This window comes from Aeromonas sp. 61P, assembly GCF_051919545.1.
In the GTDB taxonomy this organism is placed as follows: domain Bacteria; phylum Pseudomonadota; class Gammaproteobacteria; order Enterobacterales; family Aeromonadaceae; genus Aeromonas; species Aeromonas veronii.
In genome coordinates this window covers 275,001-287,530 of sequence record NZ_JBQBEL010000001.1, presented here as the reverse complement: position 1 = coordinate 287,530, position 12,530 = coordinate 275,001, and the positions used below count along the sequence as shown (strand labels likewise).

The window sequence follows — 12,530 nt, the reverse complement described above, 5'->3', positions numbered from 1 at the left end:
CATCTCAGCATCATGGTAATGGATATATCGGGTTATGGCTCAGGCTCCGCGCACGATTGATCATCAGTTGGCTTACTCCATGTTCCCCATCTGGCTGGGGGCGATCCTGCTATTGCTGGTCCTGCTGGCGTGGGCCCAAATCCCGGCTGCCAGCCGGATTGAAGAGCAGCGAATGAAGGAGCATCTGCTGCGCGTGACCAAGGCGGTGCAGGCGGATGTGGCCGCTCTGGATGCATTCAGTCGGGATTGGGGCATCTGGGATGACAGTCACCGTTTTATGGACAACAAAAGCAGGGCGTACATCGAATCCAACCTGTTCAGTGATATGCCGATGCGGGATTTTAGTCTCAACCTGATGAGCTTCATGGATCTCACCGGCTACGAAATCTGGACGCGCACCCTGCTACCCGATGCGCCGGGGATCAATCCGGACCAGTTTCCCTACTTCCTTGATGAACTGAAAAAGCAGTTAAGGGCGCGCTCGGTGGCGCAAGGGGGCATCAATCTGCACGGGATCCGTGCTTCCCAGTGGGGGCCGCTGATGTACTCGTGGCAGCCGATCAGAAACAGTGACGAGTCGGCACCGTTCAACGGTTTCTTGCTGGTTGTACGTTGGCTCGACAAGGCCTATCTCGAGCAGGTATCGGAGCGTACCGCGCTGCCTCTGGCGATTTCCCACGCCAATCTGGATATCACCGCTACCTTCAAACAACTGAAACCGCAAATAACGTATCGCCTGATCGACCTTGGGCTCACCCGGCTTAGGGGAGAGGTGCGACTGCTCAACAGCGATAACCAGCCGGTGCTGACTCTGGTGATTGAGGAGGAGAGAAAGATCTTGAGTGGTGTCATGGAGGGGGCGCTCTGGACCTTTATCGGCATGCTGTTTATCAGTTTTATCTGCGTCATGATCGCCATGTATCGGCTCAATAGCATTGTGCTTACCCCGTTGCAGCAGCTGGTGTCGGCGCTGCAACGCTTTGGCGATCGGCCAGATGCCACCTTGATCCCCTATATCGACAGCAGCGCCGAGATGGCGACCCTGAGCGGCAAGTTCAAGGAGATGGCCAGCAAGGTCAGTCAGCAACACGATGATTTGTTGGAAAAATCCAGCCAGATGGAGATGGCTGCATTCACCGACCCCTTGACCCGTTGTTTCAATCGTCGCTATCTCGATGGTTGGTTGCAGGCCAACCGGGCCAAACCTTGTCTGTTATTGCTGCTGGATCTGGATCATTTCAAGCGGATCAATGACCGCCTTGGCCATGACATCGGGGATCTGGTGCTGAAACAGTTGGCGGATCTGCTGCGCAAGGTGGTGACAGGAGAGCGCGAGCCGATCATCCGGTTGGGCGGGGAGGAGTTCTTGTTGCTGCTACAAGTGGATGACGAGCAAGAGTTGGCGTTGCGGGTCGAATATCTGCGCCAGCGTGTCGCTCAGCACCGCTTTGGCAGAGAGGATGCGCCACTCAGGTTGACGGTGTCGCTGGGGTTCTGCCGCTATCCGTTGCACCCGAGTGTCCGGATTCATTCTGGAGTCATAGCTTCAAACTGGCTGACATGGCGCTGTATCAGGCCAAAGTCGGCGGGCGAAATCGGTGGTGTGGCTACGCAGGTAGCCTCTCTGCTGAGGGAATGGGCCAGACTCCGGAACAGCTTGCCGAAGGGGGGCATATCACCCTGCTGCACTCTATCAATCCGGATTAACCCTGCCGTACCAATACCAGATAGGCCAGGGCGACAATAAAACCGAGCAGGATAAAGAGAAAGGATCCGATTCCCCACACGGCTGCGAGAAAGGCCCCCACCTTTTGCCATTTCGACTCATTTTTCATAAATAAACCATTACTTCCCAGTAACTTGTATGGCGCAAAAAATACGCTGATTTGCCCATATTAACAACAATTAATAGCCGCTCTGCCGCGCAATAAGGTGTGGTTTGTTTGCTCCTTTTGGCGCTGGGTGCGGGTAGTTACAACCTGTCGAAACAGGTATTTCGGCTTGTTTTCTGGGGACTCAACGAGATTGGGATGGTGCGCAAAGATGTCACACCAATCGATTTATTTCTGTGCAACCTTTGCTCCAAGTCAATAACTTTGCATTTACAAGGGCATATAGTCAGCGGGCTTACAGCATCAAATGAAAACAAAAAAGGGATTACGTGATGAAAAAATTACTTCCTCTGATGATTGCCGCTGCAGTGACCTCTCCTTTCGCCATGGCCCATCAGGCTGGCGATATTCTGGTTCGTGGTGGTTTGGCTGTAGTGTCTCCACAAGACAGTGGTAACAGCTTTGAAATCAATGACAATGCTCAGCTGGGTTTGACTTTGACCTATATGGCTACAGATAACTTCGGCGTTGAGTTGCTGGCTGCTACCCCATTCTCCCATTCAGTGAAGATTGGCGATACCGAAGTAGCCAAGGTCAAGCATCTGCCGCCAACCCTGATGGCTCAGTACTATTTTGGCGATGCCCAGAGCAAGGTTCGTCCGTACGTCGGTGTTGGTGTTAACTACACCAATTTCTTTGACGAGAAAGGTCGTGGCCCTCTGACCAACAGCGATGTGAGCCTGGATGATTCTTGGGGTGTTGCTGGTCAGGTTGGTATCGATATGGCGATCACTGACCGCTGGTTTGTCAACGGCTCAGCCTGGATCATGGATATCGACACTGATGTGCATGTAAACGGTGGAGATGGAATCAAAACCAAGATTGACCCAATGGTCTTCATGGTTGGTGCGGGCTACCGCTTCTAATGATTCTGACTGCGGTTCTGAACGGACCGCGGAAGATAGCAAAGTACGTCTCTTTCAGCCCGGCTTGTGCCGGGCTTTTTTCGTATGGCTGATTTTGTCTGTACTGTGATCCAACCCGATACAAATCAATTAAATACCTACCGCTTTATTTCAGTTATTCGCCACCCCTGCCGATAGTGACTATGTTCACTTTACCTTCCCCCAATGAGTGAGGATGTCTCCATGGGCTTATCTATCGTGCAGCGGATCATCGCCGGATTCGTGTTGATGCTGCTGTTGCTGATCCTGCTTGGTGTGATCAGTACCTTTAAAATCAAGGGTATAAATGACGGCCTCTCTGCCGTATCTGACCGGGCAACCCCGCTGGTCGTGGCTGTCGCAGGTCTCAAGGGGGCACTGCAGGATAGTAACCGCTGGGTGCTTGTCTACCGCACCAGTGAAGATGCCGCCCAGTTGCCGCAGCTGGCCAATCAGTTCAAGGAGCAGCAGAACCGCTTCGCCCAGCTGAGTCAGGAGATGGGTAAATTTACCGACGTAGCGGATGCTCGTGCCCGCTTCCAGCAGGTCGAGAGTGCTACCACCCAATTTTATGGCTTGGCGGATCAGGTGTTGGCCCAGCATCGGCAGTGGGTCAGTGCACTGGAGCAGCGCCGCAAGTTGGAGATGGAATTTATCCGCCTTGAGGATACCTACCAGTGGGCGGCGGATTTGCTGCTGCAACAGACCGCCAGCAAACGCTCCATGCGCAACAAGGCGGAGCTTATTACCTCGGGTATCGCCCGCGACCTGAAGAATATCCGTCGTGCCGATGCCAAAACCGACCTGAACGAGCTGGAAAAGGTACTCAGCAAGGATATCGAGATGGCCCGCAAGCGGTTGGAGCGGGTGCTGGTGCCCGATGATGTGAAAGCGCGCTTTGTCTCCAATCTGGATCGGATGCAGGAGCTGGCGCTCGGCGCTCAGGGCTTGTTGGCTACCATGCGTCAGGCTCAGCAACTGGCGCTGTCGCTGGCCACGCAAAATCAGCAGCTGGATGCCAGTCTGGCCAACAGCCTCAATTTGCTCGATGAGATGGGCAAGTCTGCCGGAGCCATCGCCAGCGATAGCCGGATCAATGCCGATGCAGCGGTCAGTAGCGCCAGCTTCTGGATCCTGGTGGTTGCCGCTATGTCGGCCGCTGCGGCGCTGGTGATCGGTTATACCACTGCGCGCAGCATTCAGCGCCCGTTGCAGATGATCAACAAGGAGCTCGATTACATGGCGGCCGGCGACATGACCCGCCGCATCAACTACCGCAGCAGTTGCGAATTTGGCAGCCTCTCTCGCTCTATTGATACGCTGGCGGGCAAGACCGGCGAGCTGCTCTCTCAAATCAATGCGGGCTCCCGTCATCTGGTGGATGAAGCGAGCCGCGCCGCCGAGATCAGCGAACGGGCCATGTCCCGGGTGCAAGAGCAGAAGAGCCAGACCGATCAGGTGGCCGCCGCCATTACCGAGCTGGAAGTGAGCGCCACCGAGGTGGCCCGCTCTACCGATGGCACCAAGCGGGAAGTGGACCTGGCCGATGAAGAGGCGCGCAATGGTCGCCAGAAAGTGGCCACCACTCGCCGGATCACCGAGCAGCTGGCTGGCGCCATGGAGGAAGCGGTCGGGATCACCTACAAGCTGGGCGAATTCAGTAACAACATTGGCAGCATTCTCGATGTGATCCGCAGCATCGCCGAGCAGACCAACCTGCTGGCCTTGAACGCCGCCATCGAAGCGGCCCGTGCTGGCGATGCCGGCCGCGGTTTTGCGGTGGTGGCCGATGAGGTACGGGCGCTGGCCAATCGCACCCAGACTTCGACCGAAGAGATCCAGGGGATGATTGAGAACCTGCAGAGCTCCAGCAAGCATGTGGTTGAAGTGATGGGGCGCAGCCAGGAGCAGACCCAGAGCTGTGTCGAGCAGACCCGCGAGATGGATGTGGCGCTGCAATCCATTGCCGAGCGGATGGGGGCCATCAAGTCGATGGCTGATCAGGTGGCCCATGCCGCTCAGGAGCAGATCTCCGTCAGTCAGGGGGTCGCTCGTCATATCGCCGGTATTGCCGATGTGGCATACGAGACAGAGCGGGAGGCGCGCGAATCCGCCAGCAGCAGCGAAGTGCTGGCCGACCTGGTCGCCAAACAGCAGCAATTGATCGCACATTTCAAGGTCTAGGAGGGCTTATGTCTAAAAAGTGGATTGGAGCCCTGAGTCTCCTGTTGTGTGGCCAGCTGATGGCCAGCGAGCTGGTGATTGAAAGCTGGCGAACCGATGACAAGGCGTTGTGGGAGCAGAAAATCATCCCGGCGTTTGAAGCGGCGCATCCCGGCATCAAGGTGAGTTTTCATCCGGTGCAGAACGTCAACTACATGCCCACTCTGTGGGAGAGCCTGAAAGGCGGTAAGGCGGGGGATCTCATTACCTGTCGTCCGTTTGATGACTCGCTCGCCCTGTTCAAGGCGGGCCATCTGGCCGAGCTGACCGAAATGGCAGGGATGGAGAACTTTCCGAGTTTTGCCCAGTCACCCTGGCAGACGGATTCCGGTGCCCAGACTTTCTGCGTGCCGATGGCCTCGGTGATCCATGGTTTCTTCTATAACAAGAAGATCTTCAGTGAGTTGGGACTCACCTTGCCGCAAACCCGCGATCAGTTCTTCGCTGTGCTGGACAAGATCAAGGCCGACGGTCGCTATGTGCCGCTGGCCATGAGCGGTTCCGAGAGCTGGGTTGCCTCCGAACTGGGGTTCCAGAACATTGGCCCCAACTACTGGAAAGGGGAGGACGGCCGTCTGGCACTGATCGGCGGGCAGGAGCGGTTGGACAACCCGCAATATGTGAAGGTGTTCGACGAGCTGGCCCGCTGGCGTTCCTACCTAGGTGAAGGTGGCGAGAGCCGCGATTATGTGACCAGTAACGAGCTGTTCACCTCCGGCAAGGCAGCCTTCTATGTGGCGGGATCCTGGGAGATTGCCCCCTTCACCGGCAAGGTCGATTTTGGCGTCATGCGTCCGCCGGTGGCCAAACAGGGTGATGGCTGTTTCTTTACCGACCACACCGATATCGGTATGGGGATGAACCCTGCCAGCAAGAACAAAGAGGGGGCAATGGCCTTCCTGCAGTGGCTGACGACGCCGCAATTTGCAGAGCTCTATACCAACTCGCTGCCGGGATTCTTCTCCCTCTCCAACCACTTTTTCGATGTCACCAATCCGGCGGCCAAAGAGATGATGGAGTGGCGCGATCAGTGTGACTCGACCATTCGGGTAGCGACCCAGATCCTCTCCCGTGGTACGCCCAAGTTGGGGGATGAACTGGCCGAGGTGAGTCAGGCGGTGCTGCTTGGCAAGATGGAGCCCAAAGCTGCAGCGGAACGACTGGAAGGTGGCTTGAAGAGTTGGTATGCCCCTCATCAGGGCAATAAGGCCAAGAGCGCGGATTGTCAGTGTGATGCGGTTGCCCCTGCTCCTGTTTCAGCGCCGACGACTGAGGTGTCCGCAGCTCCCGCGACCAGTGAAACATCGGCCGTGGTGTCACCTGCTGTGACTCCCGCAGAACCCGCATCAGCGGCCGCTGCCCCATTACCGGCGCCGTCGGATGAGGTGGAGCAGGCGCTCTCCAACGAGCTGGAGGCGCCACAGCAGCCACAGCAATAGGTCATCTGCATCAATAAGAGCGGGAGGCATCAGCCTCCCGTTTTTTTATGGCTCGCGGCCAGCATGTATCGCTTTATTGTGCTTCGTGGGGCCAGCGGCAGAGGCTGCCGATGCGGGCAACCGGGGCAAACCCCAGAGAGCGGTAAATGCGCTGGGCATGGTAATGCTCGTCAGCCACTATGATCAGCTGTTTGGCACGGGATAATCCTGCGCGAGCCACTTGACTCAGCAGCTGGCGGCATAACCCCTGATTGCGCCACGCATGGTGCGTGCGTACCAACTGGAAGCGCCCAAGTGTGCCGCAAAAGAAGAGGCCACAGCTGGCGACCAGTTGTTCCTCTTTCCAGATCCCCCACCAGTCCCCGAGACCATCGGCAATCATGGCCTGATAGAGCGCCTGGCGGGATCGCAGATAGGGGAGATAGCTCTGTTCCGAGTGTCCCTCATCCCGTTCATTGAGTTCGAAGTCGAGCCACTCAGGCCAATCAGCAGTAGTGAAGGTGCGTGCCTCAACCTTGTTCATGTCGTCGTGAGGAGGTGGGCAGCTCTGTTCATCCAGCGCCAGTACCACGCACTCCATATATTGGTATCCCGTTGCGACAAAACCGGCGATCCGGCTGTTTTGCCCGGCGGCCAGTGGCCATTGGAAGGTGCGGTGGCGCACTCGAGGATCCTGGCCGATCAGCTGATCAAATGTGGCTTCCAGCCAGCCTTTGTCACGGTCGCTGGGTGGGTTGGGGAGTAGCAGGTAGTTGCCGAAGTAGTAGTCGGGAGCATCCGGCGTGCGAACCGCCCAGAACTGATCGTGCTGAACAACCTCGCCCTGATAGCGATCGAACAGCAAGTCGGTGGCAAAGCCGGGGTGGGTATCCATGATGGTGCTCCTGCAAAGACTCATTCTGTTATCGGCAGGAGTGGGAAATAGATGAAAAGGGGCCGGAGAAACCTCCGGCCAAACAATCACACGCAGATTCAGAACGTCCAGGACGATCTGCCCCCATCATAACTCGACTGGGGCAATTTTGGGATGGGCACTTTTCGGTTACGTACCGTTAATTTTGTAAATATGAAGTTCGTCAGATCGGATGTGAGGTAAATCTCTGTTGACTTTGTGTCGTTTTGCCCATAAATATAAAGACGTTTAGACGTCCAAACATCCGTTTTGACGTAGACAGATGGATTGCAGGACAGGGAGAAGAGCAGATGGGATTTCACAGTGCACGTCAGGTTGAGGCGCTCAACCAGAGCTTGGCAGATTTGAATGGCGATATATCGGTCAGTTTCGAGTTTTTTCCGCCCAACAGCGAAGGGATGGAGAATACCCTCTGGCAGTCCATCGAACGGCTGAAGGTACTGGAACCCAAGTTCGTCTCCGTCACCTATGGTGCCAACTCCGGCACCCGTGATCGCACCCACAAGGTGATCAAGGACATCAAGGAACGGACAGGCCTGATTGCGGCGCCTCACCTGACCTGTATCGATGCCAGCCGCGACGAATTGCGCACCATCGCCCGCGATTACTGGAACAGCGGCATTCGCCATATTGTGGCTCTGCGCGGTGACTTGCCGCAGGGGTTGGAGAAGCCGGATATGTATGCCACCGATCTGGTTGCTCTGCTCAAGTCAGAGGCGGACTTCGATATCTCGGTTGCCGCCTATCCGGAAGGGCACCCGGAGGCCAAGAGTGCACAATCCGACCTGCTCAACCTCAAGCGCAAGATTGATGCCGGTGCCAACCGCGCCATCACCCAGTTCTTCTTCGATGTGGAAACTTACTTGCGCTTTCGGGATCGCTGCGCCGCCATCGGCATCGATGCCGAAATCGTGCCGGGGATCCTGCCGGTCTCCAACTACCAGACTCTGGCCAAGTTTGCCGGTTTTACCAACGTGAAGATCCCGCGCTGGATGCATCAGCGTTTCGAGGGGCTTGATAACGATCAGATGACCCGCAATCTGGTGGGGGCGAGCATCGCCATCGATCAGGTGCGCGTGCTGAGTCAGGAAGGGGTGAAGGATTTCCACTTCTATACCCTGAACCGCTCCGAGCTGACCTATGCCATCTGCCATACTCTGGGGTTCGTCCCAAGGGTTGACCTGTGGTCACCGCGATAAAAGCAAAAAGCCAATGAGTTGCTCATTGGCTTTTTTGTTATGGCCGATTATCAAGGTCTGGTCGGGGCGATCTCTTTTGGCTCAAGATCGATAACCGCATTACCGGCAGCCCCCGGATACTGGCGATAGACCTGATCCTGCTCCAGTGTGTAGAAGGTATCCAGATAGTCGTCGTTGTTGGTCATCCAGGAGTCGGGCAGTGCCTTGACGATGCGACCGCCGAGATCGAGGAAGGGCAGTGCTTCCGGCACGCCACCCGCAGTAAAGCCGAGTTTGAGAGCTTCAATCAGCAGGGCGCTCAGCTCCTTATAGTTGACGTTGTCATCCTGCTCCATCATCACCACGTCGACGGCTCCCCAGCGATAGCGATCCCAGTAAACCAGGATTTGGTTGGGGGTGTAGTCTGTGTTGTCATAGTCGAGGTAGGGCATGTCGACAATATCGACTACTGGCTCATCGCGGCTGGGATTGACCCCTGCGACCACTGCATACACTTCGGCTGCGCCGAGCAGCCAGGGCTCCTGATCATCCTTCAGTCTGATCTTTTTCAGGATACTGGTCTTGAGTGGCGCCGTGCTGGCCGCCACTCGCGGAGCGCTTTGCAGATCCGCATCGGCCAGCGCCTTGCGCATCACCTTCAAGCCTGCGTTCTTGGCTTTGACGGGATCGGCTTCGACTACCAGAACCGGCCGGGCCGGTGCCTTGTCCACATCCAGATAGACGGGATTGCCAGCACTATCGAACGCTTCAATGGCGCTCCAGCTCTTCTCATCCCCACTAGGAACGTAGGCGACCAGCGGTTCGACGCCCTGTTGCAGTGCGGCGGCCTGATCAGTGTTGGCCAGTCGCAACTGCATCAGTTGCTTGACCTCGCCATCCAGTCCTTGTCGGCTGATGGCCGCCTGGTTGGCATCGCTCGCCTGCCGTTTAAGGCGTGGGCTGGCCTTCTGCAGCAGGTTGGGAAGCGGGCTCTGATATTGCTGATTGCTCAGCAGGGGCAGCAGGTTTTTCTGCTGAAGTGCGAGCTGGCGAGCCAGCTCTCGATCCGTATCGGCAGCCTGGACGCTCGTAGCACCCAGTATGGCCAGTAGTAACAAGACAGCCTGATTTTTCATTTTTATTCTCCGTTGCATGGAACCTGACAGGGCCCCATGTCCGGGAAGATTGGTGCCCTGACGCCACTAGAAGGAAATTAGTTTCACTTGTGAATCATTTTATCTGGATAGTGTGCAGAGGTTCACGGTTTGAGGTTCAATTGATTCCTTTGTCGATATAATTGGAACTGATAGATAACCAGACCAATCAGCAGACCCCAGCAGGCTGCCGCGATGCCGAGCAGGCTGATCCCGGACGCGGTAATGATAAAGGTGAGCAGCGCAGCTTCTCGCGCTTCATCCTGCTGCAAGGCAGAGTGCAGGCTGCTGCCGATGGTGCCTAGCAGGGCCAATCCGGCGATGCAGGTGACAAGAGCTGCCGGAAAGGCGCTAAACAGGGCCGCGATGGTCGCGCCGAAGCAGCCGGTCACAAGATAAAAGCAACCCGCCCAAATCGCAGCAGGCCAGCGGCGCTTGGTATCCGGGTCGACCTCTTTGCCCATGCAGATGGCGGCAGTGATGGCGGCCAGATTGAAGGCATAGCCGCCAAAAGGGGCGAGCAACAGGCCGGTCAGGCCGGTCCAGCTGATCAGCGAGGAGGTGGCAGGCTGATAGCCATGGGCCCGCAAGATGGCAATTCCCGGCACGTTTTGCGATGTCATGGTGACAATGAACAGCTGCAGCGCGATACCAAACAGAGCATCAAGGGAGAAGGCTGGCCATGTCCAGACCGGGCTGGCGAGTTGCCAGTGAAGGGTGCCCATTTGCAAATCCCCCCGCACGCTGCAGATCAGCATCCCCACTCCCAGTACTAGCACCATGGTATAGCGGGGCCAGAGATGACGACCCAGCAGGAAGGCCAGCAGCAGGGTGCCAAGCAGCAAGGGATCTTGCTGGGCGACCTTGAACAGCTCCAATCCGAATCTGAGCAGCACGCCAGCGAGCATGGCGGCGGCCAGTGGAGCCGGAATATGTTTCATCAAACGGTCGAACCAGCCGCTGATGCCACACAGCGTGATCAGCAGGGACGAGATCACAAAGGCGCCGATGGCTTCCGCCAGAGTGAAGTTGCCCAGCGTGGTGATCAGCAGTGCCGCGCCCGGTGTGGACCAGGCGGTTAGTATGGGTATGCGGTAATAGAGAGAGAGGCCGATGCAGCTCACCCCCATGCCGATCCCCAGCGTCCAGAGCCAGGAGGCAACTTGGGCAGTATCAGCACCTGCTGCCGTGGCGGCCTGGATGATCAGGATAACGGAACTGGTGTAGCCGACCATCACGGCGATAAAGCCTGCGACCAGATGGGGGATGGCGAAGGGCATGACTCTTCCTCTTGGCGTTGTGACGCGCTGTGCGTTATTACGTACAATACAGCTTTGACTATATCGTCGTGCGCTATAGCGCACAAGGCGCATCGTGCAAGAGTAATAAAGAGGCAGTTATGCAAGAGATGAGTCAGCATCTGGCTGCTCGACTGAAGGGGCTACGCAGCGAGCGCGGTTGGAGCCTGGATGCCGCCGCGCGCGAAACGGGTGTCAGCAAAGCGATGCTGGGGCAGATTGAGCGGGGAGAGTCCAGCCCAACGGTGGCGACGCTGTGGAAGATAGCCACCGGTTTTCGAGTCTCATTTTCCAGTTTCATTGAGCCCACACCCGCCGCGCAGGCTGAGGTGCTCTATCGCACCGCCGATGCCATTCGCCAGCAGCCAGCGGGAGAGGGCATGCAAGTGGCTCCGCTCTTCCCTTATGAAAACCGGTTTGGCTTCGAATTGCTTGAGCTGACCCTGTTGCCGGGTTACCAGCGTGAATCCGAGCCCCATGAGCCGGGAGTGACCGAACATGTCATCGTCATAAGTGGCATGATGGAGGTGCTGGTGGAAGGGGAGTGGCGTTCATTGGTGCAAGGGGAGGCTGTGCGTTTTGCTGCCGACCGTCCCCACGGTTATCGCAATCTGGGCATAGCCCCGGCGATTTTCCACAACCTCATCCACTATCCGGTGGCAACACCCTGAACATGTTCCGCAGTCATCAACCCGGTCGACCATCTGCTCTGGGGCGGATCAGTATCGGGGTATAGACCCAGACAAACAGACCATAAGCAGCGATCCAGGCAAGCGCGCTGAGGTTCCAGCCATGCAGGGTATAAGCAGGCCAGAACAGCGGAATCGCCACCCGCATTGTAGCGGCAGCGATGACCAGGGCGAATGCGCCAGTGATCCTGCGTCCTATCAGCAAGGCCCGACCGCTATGGCCGAGGGAGACTCGCGCAATCATGCCCAGGATCATGGTGCCCATACAGCCTGCGCTGAGCAGGTGACTGGCCATCGACAACGTGATGGGCAGACCCGCGCTATGTGCCGCAAGGGCGAGCAGGCCAAGAGGGATAAACAGATAGGCGAGATGGAGTGACCACAGCAGAGGATGCGCAACGGTCGATGGCAGATGCCAACGCAGTTGTCGCCACAGATGCAAACTCGCCGCCACTATATAGAGAGGCACTATATATATGCTGGTGACCCATTGAGTGGGGAGCAGCAACCAGCAGAGCAATATAAGCCACAGTGCCGCGAGCGCAGTCCGTTCCAGCCAGAGTAGAGGTGCAGCTTTCTCCTGACCGGTTGCCCGGGCGGTGAAGAACGGAATCACCCTTCCCCCCATCACGGCGATCAGGGTGGTAAACAACAGCACAGTGGTAATCAATAGGTGCTCAACGGTGGTCCAATCGGCCTGCCATAACCAGCTGGCACCATTGAGCAAGGTCAGTATCAGCAACAGGGGCACGAAGAAGAGGTTGCGCCATTGCCGGGTTATCAAGATAGGCTTGGCAAGGAACCAGGTGCAAAGCGGCAACCAGAGCAGGTCTGCCGCCATCAGGAGCGTATTCTCTTCA

Annotated in this window: 9 protein-coding genes and 1 pseudogene (1 of these 10 only partly in view); 6 read left to right on the top strand and 4 right to left on the bottom strand. The window is 57.0% G+C overall.

Annotated elements, in window-relative coordinates; all coding sequences use genetic code 11:
* Positions 1-34 precede the first annotated feature (34 nt).
* The 4 genes and pseudogenes from ACTG2O_RS01405 (at position 35) to ACTG2O_RS01390 (ending at position 6,438) form a co-directional block, all read left to right on the top strand.
* Positions 35-1,707: pseudogene (locus ACTG2O_RS01405) on the top strand (sensor domain-containing diguanylate cyclase).
* A 457-nt stretch (positions 1,708-2,164) separates the two neighbouring features.
* Entirely contained in the window at positions 2,165-2,758 is a 594-nt protein-coding gene (locus ACTG2O_RS01400; protein WP_019445202.1) for an OmpW family outer membrane protein, read from the top strand.
* A 222-nt stretch (positions 2,759-2,980) separates the two neighbouring features.
* On the top strand, positions 2,981-4,960 hold the full coding sequence (locus ACTG2O_RS01395; protein WP_439975248.1) for a HAMP domain-containing methyl-accepting chemotaxis protein: 1,980 nt from the start codon (positions 2,981-2,983) through the stop codon (positions 4,958-4,960).
* A gap of 8 nt (positions 4,961-4,968) precedes the next feature.
* Entirely contained in the window at positions 4,969-6,438 is a 1,470-nt protein-coding gene (locus tag ACTG2O_RS01390; protein ID WP_429186250.1) for an ABC transporter substrate-binding protein, read from the top strand.
* A gap of 73 nt (positions 6,439-6,511) precedes the next feature.
* Here the strand turns inward: ACTG2O_RS01390 and ACTG2O_RS01385 are convergent, their stop codons facing one another.
* A complete protein-coding gene (locus ACTG2O_RS01385) occupies positions 6,512-7,312 on the bottom strand; it encodes a GNAT family N-acetyltransferase (RefSeq protein WP_258721854.1) in 801 nt (266 codons plus the stop codon).
* A 329-nt stretch (positions 7,313-7,641) separates the two neighbouring features.
* On the opposite strand from ACTG2O_RS01385, the gene metF reads away from it, so the two are divergent.
* On the top strand, positions 7,642-8,550 hold the full coding sequence (metF, locus tag ACTG2O_RS01380) for a methylenetetrahydrofolate reductase (RefSeq protein ID WP_439975247.1): 909 nt from the start codon (positions 7,642-7,644) through the stop codon (positions 8,548-8,550).
* 50 nt (positions 8,551-8,600) lie between these two features.
* Here the strand turns inward: metF and ACTG2O_RS01375 are convergent, their stop codons facing one another.
* Both ACTG2O_RS01375 and ACTG2O_RS01370 read right to left on the bottom strand, forming a co-directional pair.
* Positions 8,601-9,665, bottom strand: a complete 1,065-nt coding sequence (locus ACTG2O_RS01375; protein WP_021231648.1) for a DUF3103 family protein — start codon at positions 9,663-9,665, stop codon at positions 8,601-8,603.
* 122 nt (positions 9,666-9,787) lie between these two features.
* The gene (locus ACTG2O_RS01370; RefSeq protein ID WP_439975246.1) at positions 9,788-10,963 is read right to left on the bottom strand and encodes a benzoate/H(+) symporter BenE family transporter; all 1,176 of its coding nucleotides are present in this window, start codon (positions 10,961-10,963) and stop codon (positions 9,788-9,790) included.
* A gap of 119 nt (positions 10,964-11,082) precedes the next feature.
* On the opposite strand from ACTG2O_RS01370, the gene ACTG2O_RS01365 reads away from it, so the two are divergent.
* On the top strand, positions 11,083-11,652 hold the full coding sequence (locus ACTG2O_RS01365) for a helix-turn-helix domain-containing protein (protein WP_019445207.1): 570 nt from the start codon (positions 11,083-11,085) through the stop codon (positions 11,650-11,652).
* Positions 11,653-11,668: 16 nt separating this feature from the next.
* On the opposite strand, the gene ACTG2O_RS01360 is transcribed toward ACTG2O_RS01365, so the two are convergent.
* A protein-coding gene (locus ACTG2O_RS01360; protein ID WP_026034916.1) for an NnrS family protein crosses the window boundary here: on the bottom strand, positions 11,669-12,530 show its 3' portion. Its footprint extends 335 nt past the window's final position; only the last 862 of its 1,197 coding nucleotides appear in the window; its start codon lies beyond the right edge, outside the window; its stop codon occupies positions 11,669-11,671.